General features: G+C 46.9%; 14 protein-coding genes. All 14 read right to left on the bottom strand.

The genetic code is table 11. The features are described 5' to 3' along the window. Positions 1–70 precede the first annotated feature (70 nt). The 14 genes from Q0G26_RS01510 to Q0G26_RS01445 all read right to left on the bottom strand — a co-directional run bounded on the left by Q0G26_RS01510 (position 71) and on the right by Q0G26_RS01445 (position 16,011). Positions 71–1,282 (bottom strand): DUF1343 domain-containing protein, encoded by a 1,212-nt coding sequence (locus tag Q0G26_RS01510; RefSeq protein ID WP_293827934.1) that lies wholly within the window; start codon positions 1,280–1,282, stop codon positions 71–73. A 181-nt stretch (positions 1,283–1,463) separates the two neighbouring features. Further along, the gene (locus Q0G26_RS01505; protein ID WP_293827932.1) at positions 1,464–1,811 is read right to left on the bottom strand and encodes an arsenate reductase family protein; all 348 of its coding nucleotides are present in this window, start codon (positions 1,809–1,811) and stop codon (positions 1,464–1,466) included. Between the two features lie 12 nt (positions 1,812–1,823). Next, entirely contained in the window at positions 1,824–2,978 is a 1,155-nt protein-coding gene (locus tag Q0G26_RS01500) for a S41 family peptidase (RefSeq protein WP_293827930.1), read from the bottom strand. Positions 2,979–3,003: 25 nt separating this feature from the next. Beyond that, positions 3,004–4,149 carry a M23 family metallopeptidase gene (locus Q0G26_RS01495; protein ID WP_293827928.1) on the bottom strand — a complete coding sequence of 382 codons (1,146 nt, stop codon included), beginning with the start codon at positions 4,147–4,149 and terminating at the stop codon, positions 3,004–3,006. Positions 4,150–4,163: 14 nt separating this feature from the next. After that, entirely contained in the window at positions 4,164–5,051 is an 888-nt protein-coding gene (gene ftsX, locus Q0G26_RS01490) for a permease-like cell division protein FtsX (RefSeq protein ID WP_293827926.1), read from the bottom strand. Continuing rightward, complete coding sequence (gene ftsE / locus Q0G26_RS01485; RefSeq protein WP_293827923.1) at positions 5,041–5,727, bottom strand: cell division ATP-binding protein FtsE; 687 nt, start codon at positions 5,725–5,727, stop codon at positions 5,041–5,043. The genes ftsX and ftsE overlap by 11 nt, the downstream gene beginning before the upstream one ends. A 16-nt stretch (positions 5,728–5,743) precedes the next feature. Beyond that, positions 5,744–6,826, bottom strand: a complete 1,083-nt coding sequence (gene csaB / locus Q0G26_RS01480) for a polysaccharide pyruvyl transferase CsaB (protein WP_293827920.1) — start codon at positions 6,824–6,826, stop codon at positions 5,744–5,746. After that, positions 6,823–8,922: a DUF5693 family protein gene (locus tag Q0G26_RS01475; RefSeq protein ID WP_293827918.1), complete on the bottom strand. Its 2,100-nt coding sequence runs from the start codon at positions 8,920–8,922 to the stop codon at positions 6,823–6,825. Before Q0G26_RS01475 ends, csaB begins: the two co-directional genes overlap by 4 nt. Before the next feature lie 28 nt (positions 8,923–8,950). After that, a protein-coding gene (prfB, locus tag Q0G26_RS01470) for a peptide chain release factor 2 (protein ID WP_337365634.1) occupies positions 8,951–10,055 on the bottom strand; the annotation gives its coding sequence in 2 pieces (ribosomal slippage) (positions 8,951–9,985 and positions 9,987–10,055; 1,104 coding nt in all). Positions 10,056–10,174: 119 nt separating this feature from the next. After that, complete coding sequence (gene secA / locus Q0G26_RS01465; RefSeq protein ID WP_366517711.1) at positions 10,175–12,625, bottom strand: preprotein translocase subunit SecA; 2,451 nt, start codon at positions 12,623–12,625, stop codon at positions 10,175–10,177. Positions 12,626–12,764: 139 nt separating this feature from the next. Then, positions 12,765–13,304 carry a ribosome-associated translation inhibitor RaiA gene (raiA, locus tag Q0G26_RS01460; RefSeq protein ID WP_293827911.1) on the bottom strand — a complete coding sequence of 180 codons (540 nt, stop codon included), beginning with the start codon at positions 13,302–13,304 and terminating at the stop codon, positions 12,765–12,767. Between the two features lie 196 nt (positions 13,305–13,500). Further along, on the bottom strand, positions 13,501–13,914 hold the full coding sequence (locus Q0G26_RS01455; protein WP_293827909.1) for a DUF296 domain-containing protein: 414 nt from the start codon (positions 13,912–13,914) through the stop codon (positions 13,501–13,503). After that, positions 13,904–15,124 (bottom strand): M20 family metallopeptidase, encoded by a 1,221-nt coding sequence (locus tag Q0G26_RS01450; RefSeq protein WP_293827907.1) that lies wholly within the window; start codon positions 15,122–15,124, stop codon positions 13,904–13,906. Before Q0G26_RS01450 ends, Q0G26_RS01455 begins: the two co-directional genes overlap by 11 nt. Positions 15,125–15,141: 17 nt before the next feature. Then, positions 15,142–16,011: a MetQ/NlpA family ABC transporter substrate-binding protein gene (locus tag Q0G26_RS01445; RefSeq protein WP_293827904.1), complete on the bottom strand. Its 870-nt coding sequence runs from the start codon at positions 16,009–16,011 to the stop codon at positions 15,142–15,144.

Here is a 16,011-nt window from a genome sequence, read left to right as displayed (position 1 = left end):
AATTTATTCTTGCCTGCGCCGTTATTATCCTGCCGGGAAATGCAACAAAAATGTTAATTTCTCCGCAGCTTTACTTGTACAGCAGATAAGGCTTTACCTGCTGCGTAAAATCCGCACATTCCTGCTGCCAGCGTGCAAAAGCTGTTTCTGCAGCTTCTCCTTCACGCAGGCTGCTTTCGCCCAAAGCTATATCAAGCTTATAGCCTTTACTGCCATAGCCACGCTCCGGCGTTTTAATCTGCTCAGGATATAGGCTTTTAAATGTAGAAAACAAGATATAATCCAGCTCAGGCAGATTAACTCTGCGTACATCAGTAAGATAAATTTCAACACCCTGCACCAGCTCATCTTGATAAGCGCCATAGCGCGGTGTAAAGCGCGCCGCTCTAAAAGCTACGCCTGCAAGCTGCCTTGCATCTAATGCTGCCTTCACTGCATCTGCATCAGCAAAGGGTGCTCCCACAAAGTAAAATGGCTTAGCTGTACCGACGCCAACAGATAAGTTACTGTCGCCACACACACCGGTAACACCATACAGCAGCGCTGTTTCCGGCGTAGGAATCAATGGTGACGTCTGCACCCAGGGCAGGCCTGTATCCTGCCACAGCTGTCTGCGATGCCAGCCCTTCATAGGTATAACTTTCAAATCGCAGTCAATATGCTGTGTACTATTGATATAGCGGGCAAATTCACCAATTGTCAGACCATGGCGTAGCGGTAGCTCATAAAGACCTATAAATGTTTTATATTCAGGCTTGAGCACAGGTCCCTGGATTGTTCCGCCTAAAGGATTGGGGCGGTCCAAAACGATAACCTGCTTCTTTTCTTTGGCGCATTCTTCCATTATATACGCAAGCGAAGAAAAATATGTATAGTGACGAATGCCGACATCCTGAATATCAACGACCATTGCATCAATCTGCGCCAGCATTTCCGGTGTCGGCCTACGCGTTGCTCCATATAAGCTGTGCACCGGGATATGCTTATAGCTGTGGCTTGCAAAGGTTTCTCCTGCAGCTACAGCGCCAAAAAGACCATGCTCCGGCACAAACAACGCAGTCAGATTATATTTTTCCTGCAGCAAGGCCTCACTGCTGCGCAGCCTGCTGTCCACACCGCTCTGATTCGTAAACAACCCTAACCTTTTTCCTGCAAGCTGCTCCTGCACAAACGGCTCATCAATGCGTTCAATCCCTAGTGTGACTCTGTTTTCTTTAGCTGCTGCCGTCATTGTCAACAGCATTATTAATAAACTGCATAATATGCCTATCAGCTTCTTCATAAAATCCCTCCCAAAACAACTACATATATATTTTAGCACATTTGCCGCTCATATGATGGCAAAGTATGTTTCCTTGTCAAGCAAGAAAGCAGACAGACCATTAGCGTAAAGTCTGCCTGCTTATCTTTAGATTATTTCTGTATTAAAATTTTTCAGATACGGACAAATTACTTAGCCTGCATTACAGCTTCTCGTCATATTCAGCCTGTTTAAAGCCAACAAGCACACCGCCGTCATAAATTACCAGCGGACGTTTCACAAGCATACCATCGCTCGCGAGCAGCTGCAGCTGCTCGTCCTCGCTCATTGTCGGCAGCTTGTCCTTCAGTCCCAGCTGCTTATACAAAATGCCGCTGGTATTGAAGAAACGTTTCAGCGGCAGGCCGCTGGCTTCATGCCAGGTACGCAACTCGTCAACCGTCGGATTGTCAGTCTTAATATCACGCACAGTAAAGCTCAGGCCCTTAGCCTGCAGATACTGCTCTGCCTTCTTGCAGGTAGAGCATTTAGGGTAACAAACAAATAACATTTTTATACCTCCTTACTGCAGCTGCTGCAGCAAATAATCTTCTGCCGCCTTCAGCTGAACATCAACGGTAGCGTCATCTGGCAGCTCCACCTTCACATCAGGCTCAATGCCTACATTATGAATAGAAACACCGGACGGAGTATAATATTTAGCCACCGTAATTTTAACGGCAGTGTTATTGTCCAGGCGATATACAGACTGCACACTGCCCTTGCCAAAGGTTTTTACACCAAACAGTTTACCGCTCTTGGTATCCTTAATGGCACCGGCAACAATTTCAGACGCGCTGGCACTGCCATGGTCGACAAGCACAGCCAAAGGATATTTTACCTTTTCCAGGCTTGATGTTTCTTCATACTTGTTGCCGTTTTTATCTATAACAGAAACAATCGGTCCCTTAGGCACCAGCATTTTGGCAACATCAACACCTGCATTCAAAATACCGCCAGGATTTTCACGCAAATCAAGTACTAAAGCCTGCATGCCCTGCTTTTCCAGCTCAGCATATTTTTTGGCAAAGTCATCACCAGTGTTTTCATTAAACATGGCAATTCTTATATAACCGATTTTGGTATTCGCCAGCATTTGTCCTGCAACAGACGGATTTTTGATTTCAGCTCGTACAACATTTACCTTACGCAGCTTTCCCTCTTTATCCTTGAGCTCCAGCGTAACTATTGTTCCGTATTTTCCGCGGATTTTATTGGCTACCTGTTCCATATTCATCTCACGCGTAGACTTATCATCAATAGCAGTAATAATATCACCGCTCTTAATGCCTGCCTTCGCACCAGGGTTATCTTCCAAAGCAGAAATAACCACATAGTCATTACCGCGCTTACCAAAAACAATACCAATGCCGCCAAAACTGCCAACTGTCATTTCGCTCAGCTGCTGAAAATCCTTCTTGTTCAGATAAACCGTATAAGGGTCGCCAACAGACTCTACCATGCCTTTAATTGCACCATCAAACAGCTGGTGATTGTCTACCTCGCCGTTATAATTGCGCTTCAAAAGCTTCATAGTGCGCAAAAAGCGCACTGATTCCGAAACACTGCCAGTCAACCTGTTTAACAGCACAGCTTCAGTTCCTACGATTGCTGCAGTAGTCAACGCTGCTGTCAGCAGGCAGCAGGCTGCGAGCTGCCATCTTCTTTTTCCAAACAATTCTATTGCCTCCGTTTTCTGTCTATCATGGCAAATAATTTAACGGCTCTGTAAGCTCACCATGCAAACGCACCTCAAAATGACAGTGCGGACCGGTAGAATAACCGGTGCTGCCTGCATAAGCAACAACCGTGCCCTTGCTCACATATTGCCCCTCACCAACATTCAAAGCCGAATTATGAGCATACAAAGTAACAAGACCGCCGCCATGGTCAATCATAATGCAATTACCATAACCGCCCAGCCAGCCACTGTAAACTACAGTGCCGCTGTCAGCAGCATGAATCGGCGTTCCCGAATCAACGGCAATATCCATGCCGCTATGATACTTAGTCGTACCAAAAATCGGATGCGTTCTCCAGCCATAGTAGGAGGTAATCGGACCATTGCAAGGCCACATAAACTGACCTGTACCGCCTTGTCCTGCAGGTGCACCACCGCCACCTGCTTCCATATTACGCAGCATAGAGGCGATATTTTCCGAAATAGCCAACAGACGCTCATATTCCTCCTGGCTGGACTGCTGCTCCTCCTGTGCCTTGTAAAGCATATAGGCACGCTGCTCGCGCAGCTTATTGACCTTAGCCTTTTTAGCCTCCAGCTCAGTCTGCGTAGCCTTAATTTCCTTCATTTCAGCTGCCAGCTGCTCCTTACGGCTGTTGATTTCCGCAGCATCCTGCTTCAGCTTTTCCAACAGCTCCAGGTCGCGGCTGATGATTTTCTGCAGCAAATACATGCGCGAGGAAAAATCACTGAAATCCTTGGCACCCAAAAGCACATCAAGATAATTGATCTGGCCGTTGATATAAATATCACGCAGACGCTTGCGGTAAATCAGCATCCGCTCCTGCATCTCCTGCTGCTTTTTTTCCAGCTTGGCCTGGTTATCATTGATTTTTCCCTGCAGAGCATCGCTTTTTTTCTGCAGATTATTTGCCTGTGCCTGCAGCTCGTTAAGACTGCCCATAACCTCACTCAGCTCCGCGCTGGCGCTTTCAGCCTTCCTGCGCGCCTGCTCCTTGCGCGTCTGCATACGCTCCATACGCTGGCGCACATCGTTCAGCTCCGCACGCTTGTCGTCAGCAGTATCAGCAAAGCACAAAGCACCATAAATCGGCAGCACCGCCAACCACAAGGCCAGCAGCAAGCCGCCAAGCTTCTTTTTCTCCATCACATCTGCCTCCCTTAAACGCGCAAAAACTTACGCAAGGAGATATAGCTGCCCAAGGCACCGATACCGGTACCGGCTGCCAGCAAAAACATTGTTACATAAAACAATAAAGGAGATGTCGGCAGCAATGGCAAAAAGGCCAATGTAGCATGGATTCTTTCCAATAGACCGGCATAAATACTGTTAATACAAAGAGAAGCAATTACCGCACCGAAAAAGCCTAAGGTCATACCCTCCAGCAAAAACGGCCAACGGATAAACCAGTCGGTAGCACCAACATATTTCATAATAACAACTTCCTTGCGGCGGGCAAATACCGTCAGACGGATAGTATTAGAAATGATAAACAAAGTTGCCATAGCCAAAAACACAACCAGGATGATGCCGCCAAAACGCAGTATTTTAGTCAGCGAGAATAAATGCTCCACAACCTCCTGACCGAATTTTGCTGTCTCCACCTTGGGCAGCTGTCCGATAGAAGGCGTAATCACCTTAATGCGCTCAGGATTATCAACCTGCACCTCAAAGGAATTAGGAAATGGATTCTCCTTACCCAGGCTGTTCAGCAGCTGCTCCTGATCGCCAAGACGTTCCTTGAAGCGAGCTAAGGCCTGCTGCTTGCTAACAGGTGTAACCTTTACCACTCCTGGCATCTTCTTCAGCTTCGCCTCTACTGCCTGCAGCTCCTCCGCCGAAGCACTGTCCTGCATGTAGACTGACACTTGTACCTGACTTTCCAGATACTGCGCCAAATTGTTGGTGTTGAGGAAAATCAAAAGAAACATCCCCAGCACTAACAGCGAAACTGCCACTGTTGAAATAGAAGCAAAGCTCATAAAGCCATTACGCCTGATGGATTTATAGGTTTCCTTGATAAAATATTCTTTTGTACTAAAGCTCATAGCCATATACCCCGCTTGCCTCATCACGTACGATCTTTCCGTCTTCAATGGCTATAACACGCTTGCCCATAGCATCAACTATTTCCTTATCATGAGTTGCCATGACAATCGTAGTTCCTTCAGCATTGATTTCCTTAAAGATTTCCATAATATCCCAGCTTGTTTCCGGGTCCAGGTTGCCTGTAGGTTCGTCTGCGATTACAAAAACGGGATCATTGACAATAGCACGGGCAATAGCAATACGCTGCTGCTCGCCACCGCTCAGCTCGTTAGGATAAGCATTGCAGCGATGACGCAGACCTACAAGGTCTAATACATTAAGCACTCTGCGCTTGATTTTGCGGCGCGGAGTTTCAATTACCTCCATAGCAAAAGCTACGTTTTCATAAACCGTACGGTCCGGAAGCAGGCGGTAATCCTGGAAAATTATGCCCAGCTGACGCCTCATATACGGAATCTCATTGGGTGTCAGCGATAAAATATCCACGCCATTAACAAAAATGCTGCCCGTGGTCGGCAGAACCTCACGGAACAGCATTTTGATAAAGGTAGACTTACCAGCGCCGCTAGGTCCTACAACAAAGACGAATTCGCCTGGTTCAATATGAATATCGACGTTCTGCAAGGCAACAGACCCACCAGGATATACCTTGCTTACATCAGTCATTTTCAGCACTACCTTCAATCTCCTCTCAATTTAATAAATCAAAGGCTTCCTTTGCATTTAAAAAAGCTTTCGCTCTCAATGTATCCAAAAGTCCATGAGCAGCATTGGCAGAAGCCAGCGCCTTGCGCGCAGACGCAACTACCTGCGCAGCCTGCAGTGTTTCCACAGCTCCTGCGCTGATGCCGTTAATGTCTTTAACAAAGCCGTCAATTTTGGGGTCATAGGATACAGCCACAAAAGGCAGCTCCATAACTGCAGCAAAAATCAGTGCATGCAGACGCATACCGATAAGCAGATTAAAGTTACCCATCAGCGACAAAAACTGCTCGGTATCACAGCTGGTATCCAAAACAGTACTGTCTGACTTACGCCTCATAAAATGCTGTAATCTGCTGCAAGCCTCCAAGTCAACAGGATACTGCAGCGGCAATAGCACAATATGCGCCTTATATTCCTTTGCCAGGATATCGGCGGCTTTAGCAAGCTCCAACAGATATTTATCATCCTCCTGCCACTTGCGTACACTGATTGCTATCAGCATTTTATTTTCAGGAATTTTAAACTGCTGCAGCAGCTCGAGTCCTTTTTCTTTACTTTCCTGCGGCAACGTCAGTACAGAATCGGCTGTAAGCTGCACCTTTTCCGCAGGCACACCGATGCGACGCAGCTCATAAAGCGAATCCTGGTCACGTACAGTTATCAGATCCACCCTGCTACAGATAAATTTAGTCAGCCTGCGCATCAGCCTGTTATGAATAGGGCCTATCCCCTGTCCAAAAAGCATGACCTTCTTTTTGAGCAGTAAACCCAAAGCCAGGATGAAAAGATAATATAACAGACTGCGCTTACTTGTAACATCCTGAAGCAGACTGCCACCGCCGCTGAGCAGCAGGTCACAGTCCATCAGGGCAGCAAAAATTTTGCAAAAGCTGAAACGATGAAGAGAATTCACCTTGTGTTTTGCAGCAGTAGCGGGCGGATTGCCCGAGATAACCGTCAGCTCCACGGTCTTTTCTGTACTGCGCAAAGCCTTAATGATCGCGGTCAGCATAGCTTCATCTCCGGCATTAGCAAATCCATAGTATCCGGAAATCACGATCTTACTCATTCTTCAAGGTATCTCCTTCTAAACTTCACAACAAAAGGCAACAGCATGCCAAGCACCAGTACGGCGATTACGCCGAATACTACGCCAACAGCATAGCCGTCAAGAGCACGCACAAAGCTCATTACAACCGGTGTACGCATATGACAGAAGGTCTGCACCAGACTGCCTTGTCCGATAACTGCTGCACAGGTAAGCACAAACTGCCACCAGCGCGGAGCACAGCGATAAACAGCAAGCACTGCAACGAAAAATGCCGGATGCCCGATCATAAATTCTTTTTCGCGCGGACGTGCATACATCAGCTGCTCTAAGAAAGCACGCATCTTTAATTCAATTGCCGGTACAGGCACACCACCGGTGTGACCGCTGCGGCCGACAAAATAATAAGCAATAAACAGCAGCACCGCAAGCACTGCTACATGACGGAATGTAATCCCTGTATCAAGCAAACCGTTCAGGCGCTCCCACAGAGTTTTCAAGCCCTTGCCCACAACCTGCAGCAGGTCATAGCGCTTCATAAAGAGAACAGCTGTCAGCATAACCGGCAGAATAAAGGTTAATTTTACGCCGCGGTAGATGTCTATCTCCAACAAGAAACGGCTGTCTGTCAAAATAGCAGACAGGAAGGCTGCACCTACCAAAGACAAAGCGATAGCCAGCGCCAGCTGCCAGATACCATTCCAGCAGATAGCAAGCAGGCTGTGCTTATCACTCGTATTTTTATCCCAGATATTAAAGATAACATTCATCGAAAGCACCGGGAACACACTTGCTGCCGCCAAAGCCAGTAGCTGACGCGTAAACAGGCCGCGACCGATAAACAGCAGTGCCAGAGCACCTGCAGCAAAAACTGCCCACAGTGCTATTTGCTGCTTACCTCCCAAGTTAAAGAGCAGCGCAAGATACAGCACTACACCTGCGGCAATCGCCAATACAATAGGAATAAAGCTTACCTTTGCAGGGAAGTACGGTGCAAAGCCATCTTTGTTTTCGGCGCTGAAAACACCTGCTTCGCCGATAGTATAACCACGCGCTTCAACGCTGGCCTTAATATCACGCACATATTTTAGGTTAGTCTTCATAATATCCTGACCACCCTCAGGCATCAGGAAGGGACGGATATAGTTCACGCGGATATTGCGCTCCTCGTCCGTCAGCGCCCAACGGCGCAGAGCCTCGCCCACGCTGATTTTCTTCTGCTCGGTCGGGTCGATAACATAGGAACGGGCAGCCTTGTAGTCATTGAACTCAGCCAAAGGCAACAGTCCGTCGATTTTAGCAAACTGCAGCTGGGTGTAATGCTCCAGCATTACCAGCGTCATGTTGTTTTCCTGCATACGCTCGCCCAAATGCTTCATTTTATTAGGATAGCCAACAACCTCGGTGCCGCAGGGCATCAGAGCATCAACAGGCACACCGGCTTCCTTAATGCGGGCAAAGATACTGTCAATCTGCTCATCCGTTACATCCACATAATTTTGCGGACGCACGATAATTTTGAAGCCTAAAGCAGCAACCTTGCGCATATCCTGCACCGGCAATCCCAAGGGAGCCTGCAACAGTCCCTGAGGCTCATCGTATTTGCCCTCAGGCAGAGGCGTAGTGCTGCCATTGATTTTGATAATACGCGGATTTTCGCTTACAACCTTCACACGGTCAGCACCGTAGCGCAGGCACAAATCCTGCTCCACATCATCTAAGACCGACTGCTTGTCGGTAGCAGCAACGTAAGCAGCATTTTCCTCAACATCGCCGGCGCCAACATTAGCGAAAACACCCATGCCGGAACCAAGCGCAGCTGCCTGACGCAGCTCGCCGCCGGTTACCGTCTGGATTTCGCCATTGTTAGTCAAGCGCTCCAGCGTAGTATCAAAAATCATCAGTGAGTTGATGCCTGCATCCTTAAACTGGCGCAGTACATCCTCCTCAGGCAATCCCTGCAAGGCAGCCAGTCTACGTAATCCCTCGTACTCCATAGCCATTTCTACAGTATTGTTTTTTTGTTCAACATCGTGACGGACAACGTTCAGCCATAAGGCACAAACCAGACCGATTACGATTACTGCCAAAAGGAAAGGATTATATCGGCTTTTCATAAAATTCACCTGTCCAGACCTCGCTTTATTAAACCTTCTTCTGCTGGCTACGCAGATATGCTTCTACGAACGGCATCAGATCACCATCCATAACAGCCTGGATGTTACCGGTTTCGCAGCCTGTACGATGGTCCTTAACCATAGTATAAGGCTGGAATACATAGGAACGGATTTGGCTGCCCCATTCGATATTCTGGTAATCACCGGCAATATCGCTGACAAGAGCATCCTGCTTAGCCTTTTCGTATTCATATAATTTTGCACGCAGCATCTGCAGGCAACGCTCACGGTTCTGAATTTGGGAACGCTCATTCTGACATTGAACAACGATACCCGTCGGTTCATGCGTCATACGTACAGCAGAGGAGGTTTTATTGACGTGCTGACCGCCGGCACCGCTGGAACGGTAAACATCGACGCGCACCTCATCCATATTAATATTTACATCAACAGTATCATCAAGCTCAGGCATTACGTCTACCGCAGCAAAGGAGGTATGACGACGAGCGTTGGCATCAAACGGAGAAATGCGCACCAGACGGTGTACACCCTTTTCAGAGCGCAAGAAGCCATAAGCATTATGGCCGTTAACCTGAATAGTAGCACTTTTTACACCGGCCTCATCACCCGGCTGATAGTCAAGCATTTCCAAAGCAAAGCCGTTTTGCTCAGCAAAACGGGTAAACATACGCAGCAGCATGCTGGTCCAATCCTGCGCTTCAGTGCCGCCTGCACCTGCATGCAGTGTCAGGATAGCATTGTTGGCATCATATTCACCGCTGAGCAGCATACCCAGCTCCAAATGCTCAAGCTCGCTGCGGCATTTTGCCAGCAGCTCATCCATTTCAGGAAGCAGGCTTTCATCATTTTCTTCGGCAGCCATCTCCTGTAAAGCCTCTAAATCTTCAACGCCTGCGCTCAATTTATGGAAGCCATCAACCTCTTCCTTTAAGCTGTTAACGTCCTGCGCTGTTTTTTGCGCCTTTTCCGGATCATCCCAAAAAGTAGGATCACCCATTTTATGTTCTAATTCTGCAATACGATCTTCTTTGACAGCGATGTCAAAGAGATCCCCTCATTTCCTCTAATTTTGCTTGCAGATTTGTAATTTCAGGCTTATATTCTTCAATCAACAAAATTCCTCACAACCTTTCGTGTAGCAAATATTAGTTATTTACGGCCTCAGCCGTTTTGCCGAGTTCTTGCAAACAAGGCTAAAGTAAGTCAGCAGCAAAAGCTGCTGACTTAAAAATTATTTCTTGGGTTCAGCTTTCAAATTACCCTCGTCACCCTCGGGAGTCGGGTTATTAGTGGAAGCATTTTCCAGTGGATCTTCAACCTGCGGTTGGGTAATAACATTGACGCGGTAAATGTAGCGGACAACGTCTTCCTTGATAGCCTCCATCATAGCTTCAAACATGTCATAGGCTTCAAATTTGTACTCAACCAGCGGATCCTTCTGTCCATATGCACGCAGACCAACGCCTTCACGCAGCATATCCATAGCATCCAGATGTTCCATCCAATGGTTGTCTACAACCTTCAGCATAACCAGGTTTTCCAGCTCACGCATCAGTTCAGGACCAATTGCGTCCTCACGTGCCTGATAATTATCATCAGCAACCTTTTGCAGGTATTCAGCCAGTTCTTCACGGCTGAGGTTTTGCAGATAATCTACAGTCAGCAGACCACGCGGAGCATAGAAGTCCTCAGCGTAGTTAATCAGAGCCTGCAGATCCCAATCCTCAGAGTAAACCTCAGGCGGCGCATACATGGTCATAGTACGTTCAACGGTTTCATCAACCATTTCCTTGATGGTATCCTTAAGATTTTCCTGATGCAGGATTTTATGACGTTGAGAGTAAATAACCTCACGCTGCTGGTTCATAACATCATCATATTCCAGGACATGCTTACGAATGCTGAAGTTACGTGCTTCAACCTTCTTCTGAGCATTTTCGATGGACTTGGTAACCAGGCTGTGTTCAATCGGTTCATCGTCCTCCATGCCCAGCTTATCCATGATGCCGGCAATATTATCACTGCCGAACAAGCGCATCAGGTCATCCTCCAGGCTCAGGAAGAACTTGGAAGAACCGGGGTCACCCTGACGGGCGCAACGACCGCGCAGCTGGTTATCGATACGGCGGCTTTCATGACGCTCAGTACCGATAATGTGCAGGCCACCTAATTCAGGTACGCCTTCACCCAAGGTAATATCGGTACCACGGCCTGCCATGTTGGTAGCAATGGTTACAGCGCCATATTGACCTGCATGAGAAATAATCTCAGCCTCTTTTTCATGGTACTTAGCATTCAGCACGTTATGCGGAATGTTGCGGCGTTTGAGCATTGCGCTCAGCTCTTCGGACTGAGCAATAGAAGTAGTACCAACTAGTACCGGACGGCCGGACTTATGGCATTCTTCAATCTCATTAACCGCTGCCTTGTATTTGGCAATACGTGTTTTATAGATAACATCAGGATAATCAATACGGATCATCGGCTTATTGGTAGGTACAACAACAACCGGCAGATTATAAATCTTCTGGAACTCCTGCTCCTCGGTCTTAGCGGTACCGGTCATGCCGGCGAGCTTTTTGTACATACGGAAGTAGTTCTGGAAGGTAATAGTTGCCAGAGTCTGGCTTTCGCGTTCTACCTTTACGCCTTCCTTAGCTTCGATAGCCTGATGCAGACCTTCGGAGAAACGACGTCCGAACATCAGACGGCCGGTAAATTCATCAACGATGATAACCTGACCATCCTTAACCACATAATCGCGGTCGCGATGCATCAAAGCCTTAGCCTTCAGAGCGCACATAATCTGGTGGGAATAGTCCACACCATGCTCATTGTCATACAGGTTGCCGATGCCCAGCATTTTTTCTGCCTTGGCAATACCCTTTTCGGTAGGCGCTACCTGTTTTTGCTTTTCATCAACAGTATAGTCCTCGCCTTCTTCCATGTTGGCAACAACACGGGCCAGAACCTGATACAACTCGGTGGATTTTTCACCTGGGCCGGAAATAATCAGCGGGGTACGCGCTTCGTCAATCAGGATACTGTCGACCTCATCGACAATACAGTAATTCAGCTCACGCTGAACCATCTGATTTTCATCAACTACCATGTTATCACGCAGGTAGTCAAAGCCGAATTCGTTATTTGTACCGTAGGTAATGTCTGCAGCATATGCAGCCTTACGGTCGGGGAAATCCATATCATGCACAATCAGACCAACAGACAGGCCAAGGAACTTGTAAATACGGCCCATATCCTCGCTGTCGCGACGTGCCAGATAATCATTGACAGTTACAACATGTACGCCCTTGCCGGTCAATGCATTCAGATATACAGGTGCAGTAGCTACCAGGGTTTTACCTTCGCCGGTACGCATTTCAGCGATTTTGCCGCGATGCAGCACCACGCCGCCAATCAGCTGCACATCAAAATGACGCATGCCGGTAACACGTCTGGATGCTTCACGGACAACGGCAAATGCTTCCGGAAGAATATCATCCAGGGTTTCACCCTTTTGCAAACGTACCTTAAATTCGCCAGTCTTGGCTGCCAGATTGGCAGAGCTAAGGCTTTCCATATCCTTTTCCAGACTATTAATCTTATCTACGATTACACGAATGTTCTTGATCTCTTTTTCGTTGGGGTCACCAAAAATTTTCTTTAAAATGCCTTCGAGCAACACGATCACTCCTTAAAATTATGGTGTTTGAAAAGACTATACACCTAATTTTAAATTATAGCAGAATCTCTCTTAAAAAGCAAAAAGCACAGGAGCAAATCCTGTGCTTTTTTGTGAAGTTTAGGTTAAAATATTTGTTTTATTTCAGTTCCGGGCTCAGCAGACCATATTTGCCATCCTTGCGGCGGTAAACCACATTAGTAGCACCCAGATCAGGATCGTAGAATACGAAGAAATCGTGGTTCAACAGGTTCATTTGCAGGATTGCTTCTTCCGGAGTCATCGGATGCATGATGAAGCGTTTATTCTTGATAATTTCGAATTCGCCTTCATCAGCAGCCTCTGCAGCCGGTACCGGAGCAGGAACAGCAGTATCAGCAAAGTTGCTGTATTTTCTCTTCATCAGACGAGTTTTATATTTGTGAATCTGACGTTCAATTTTCTCTACAACCAAATCAATGGAGGAATACATATCTTTCGTGGTTTCCTGAGCTCTCAGCAGGATGCCGCTTGCGGGAACCGTAATTTCTACAATATGGTTACCTTTCTCAACCTTCAGTACTGCAGAAATGTCACCAACAGTCTTAAACTGCTTAGTAACCTTAGTAATTTTTTTCTCCACATACTCTTTCAGAGCCGGGGTTACATCAATGTTTCTGCCTTTTACGTTTACACTCATAATCAATGCCTCCTTTGGTATGTCGCCAAATCGCTTTGGTGCTACCATTTTTCTATCAAGGGCTCGGGCTTTATCCCTTTGTTTCTATATTTCGCTATAGAGGCGAAAACTCCTGCTAAAGTTTGCGCTTTTTTTATTTTTTTCACATATTACTTATGAAAGTGTTAAATTTTAACAAAACTTGCTTAGCAGCTATTCAGGCAACATCATCTAGTGGTACCATAAAAACACGTAAGGCTCTAAAGGCTCTGCCACTGCTGAGGCCGCCGCCAATAACGTGTCCGCCTGCAATAGCGCAGGCCGCATGGATATGCACAAAAAGCGGACTGTCCTTATCCGGATAAATATCCTCCAGCTCTGGCGGCATTTTTTCGATAGGCATAACCTCGCCGCAAAACTGCACAATTTCTCCGGCAGCACTTACAGGCACCCTGCCACAGCGTAAAGGCAGATGATTTTGCACAGGAGTAGTAAAAACCATATCAATTACGCTGCCAATAGCACCGGTAACATAAACATTTTTCCACCCTTGCTGCAGAATAAAGGCCGTCAAAAATTTTTTAATATCTTCACCCTGAGGCACAGTAACCTCATAAAATTTATTTACCATCTTTTGCTGCTCCCTGCTGACAAAAATCAAGCGCCATCCCGGCCATCGTCAGCATCCCGCTGGTCAAGGCCTTACGATCCACAGTAAAGCGGCCGCTATGGATAGGTGTAAACGCTTTTCCCTGCGTGCGGCAGCCAATGCGGATAAAGATACCTGGATAGCGTTCTTTAATATAGGCAAAATCCTCAGCACCCATGGTAGCAATTTTAAGCTGTTTAATATTTTCAGCGCCTAAGACGGGAGCCAGTACCTCCTGTGCTTTTGCTACCCAAGCAGCATCATTATGCAGGGAGGGAGGTCCCTCCAGAATAGTAACTTCACTAGTAGCTCTTTGAGCAGCGCAAAAATGCTCGCACACTTCTTTAACGCGTTTCTGCAAATATTTACGTGTTGCAGGCTCTAACGTTCTGATTGTGCCACGCAGATACACCTTATCAGGAATAATGTTATAAGCATTTCCCTCAGAATGAATGCTGCAAACAGAAATTACAGCGCTGTCTAAAGCGCAAACCTCACGTGCCACAAGATTTTGCAGCTGTTGCACAAGACCGGCTGCAATCATTACCGGATCGACAGTCGTATAAGGATGCGCACCATGACCACCCTTACCATTAACAGTAATATCAAAGGTATCAGAGCTTGCCAACAGCGCTCCGCTTTGCAAGCCGATTTCTCCGGCATATAAATCCGGCATCATATGACAGGCACATACAGCATCAATTTTCTCCAGCGGTACGCCGGCTGTCTGCAATAAAAATTTTGCTCCATTCAGTCCTTCTTCCGCAGGCTGAAAGAAAAAATATACAGTGCCGGCAATCTGCTTCTTGAAAGATGCCAGTACACGCATCGTTCCTAATAAAATAGACGTATGAGAATCGTGTCCGCAGGCATGCATAACGCCTGGAACCTCGCTGTGCACCTCGTGGTCCGCATCCTCCTGAAGCGGCAACGCGTCCATATCAGCACGCAAGAGCAGCGTTGGACCGTCAGCAGCTCCCTGGAGCTTGTATAAAAGCCCTGTCGGGCCAATCGGCAAAGGCTCGCCATACACGCCATAGCCTTTTACTACAGCGCGGACAAGCTTACTTGTATTATATTCTTGCAAGGATAATTCAGGATGTGTATGCAGCTCCTTATAAACTGCATACACATCCTTTTCAACTGCTGCTACAGCAGCCTTCAGCCTATCCTGCAATATCTTGTTCAACATAGGCCATCACTCTTTTCTTATTTGCTGCGCAGGTATTCAGGTAAAATCCAGAACTTGCTTTGTGTCTTCATAAAGTCCTTGAATTCAGAAGATTTATAAGCAGCGATAACATCCTGCACCCAAGCTTCATCCTTATGCTTGCCATTGACAACAAAGCACATCATATTAGGAGCCAGAATATCCTCCTGACGTTCACCGGCAAGAGCGCTGTTAAAATCAATCTTGGCGTTATATGCATCCGAGCCACGCAAGATTACAAAGGCAAAGTCAGAGCGTACACCTGCAATGTTAGGTCCCTTCATTAAAACAAGCTGCAGATGATGCGGGTTTTCAGCAACATCCGCCAATTTATATTTAGTAGGATCAACGCCCTCTTTCATTTTAATCAGGCCCGTTTCCTTCAAAAGCTGCAGGGAACGTGCTTCGTTGGAGGCATCGTTCGGAAAGGCAATCTTGTCGCCATCAGCAAGCTGCTTTAAATCAGTCTTGCTGCCTGCATAAATACCGGCAGGAACTGTCGGCACCTGCAAGGCAGGATAAAGATTCGTTTTCTGGTCCTTATTGATGGTGTTGACATAAGCAGCATGAGAATCAACATGCATATCAATCTCATCCTCGCTCAAGGCCAGCTCGCGTTGGACAGAATCAGTAATTTCTACAGGCTTTAATTCATAACCTTTTTTCTTCAAAATAGGTACAATGCCTGCTTCGAACATATCACTGGTAGCTGTCGGCAAGCGACGGTATTTAATAACCTTATGTTGCTTAGCACCCTCGCTGATTTGGGTTGCAGCAGCATCCTTGGAGTTATCAGAACCGCAGCCAACCATAAACAGCGTAAACAACGCACCTAAAATTGCCAAATAAGTTAATTTATGCTTCAGCAT

Origin of the sequence: uncultured Phascolarctobacterium sp., from assembly GCF_934190775.1 — a bacterium.
GTDB lineage: Bacteria > Bacillota > Negativicutes > Acidaminococcales > Acidaminococcaceae > Phascolarctobacterium_A.
This window is presented reverse-complemented; position numbering and strand designations above follow the sequence as displayed.

What these genes read in the sequence shown, in the direction of transcription:
- Q0G26_RS01510 (WP_293827934.1), bottom strand. Translation starts at nt 1,282, where the DNA reads ATGAAGAAGCTGATAGGCATATTATGCAGTTTATTAATAATGCTGTTG.
- Q0G26_RS01505 (WP_293827932.1), bottom strand. Translation starts at nt 1,811, where the DNA reads ATGTTATTTGTTTGTTACCCTAAATGCTCTACCTGCAAGAAGGCAGAG.
- csaB (WP_293827920.1), bottom strand. Translation starts at nt 6,826, where the DNA reads ATGAGTAAGATCGTGATTTCCGGATACTATGGATTTGCTAATGCCGGA.
- Q0G26_RS01475 (WP_293827918.1), bottom strand. Translation starts at nt 8,922, where the DNA reads ATGAAAAGCCGATATAATCCTTTCCTTTTGGCAGTAATCGTAATCGGT.
- Q0G26_RS01445 (WP_293827904.1), bottom strand. Translation starts at nt 16,011, where the DNA reads ATGCTGAAGCATAAATTAACTTATTTGGCAATTTTAGGTGCGTTGTTT.
- ftsX (WP_293827926.1), bottom strand. Translation starts at nt 5,051, where the DNA reads ATGAGCTTTAGTACAAAAGAATATTTTATCAAGGAAACCTATAAATCC.
- raiA (WP_293827911.1), bottom strand. Translation starts at nt 13,304, where the DNA reads ATGAGTGTAAACGTAAAAGGCAGAAACATTGATGTAACCCCGGCTCTG.
- Q0G26_RS01450 (WP_293827907.1), bottom strand. Translation starts at nt 15,124, where the DNA reads ATGTTGAACAAGATATTGCAGGATAGGCTGAAGGCTGCTGTAGCAGCA.
- Q0G26_RS01495 (WP_293827928.1), bottom strand. Translation starts at nt 4,149, where the DNA reads ATGGAGAAAAAGAAGCTTGGCGGCTTGCTGCTGGCCTTGTGGTTGGCG.
- Q0G26_RS01455 (WP_293827909.1), bottom strand. Translation starts at nt 13,914, where the DNA reads ATGGTAAATAAATTTTATGAGGTTACTGTGCCTCAGGGTGAAGATATT.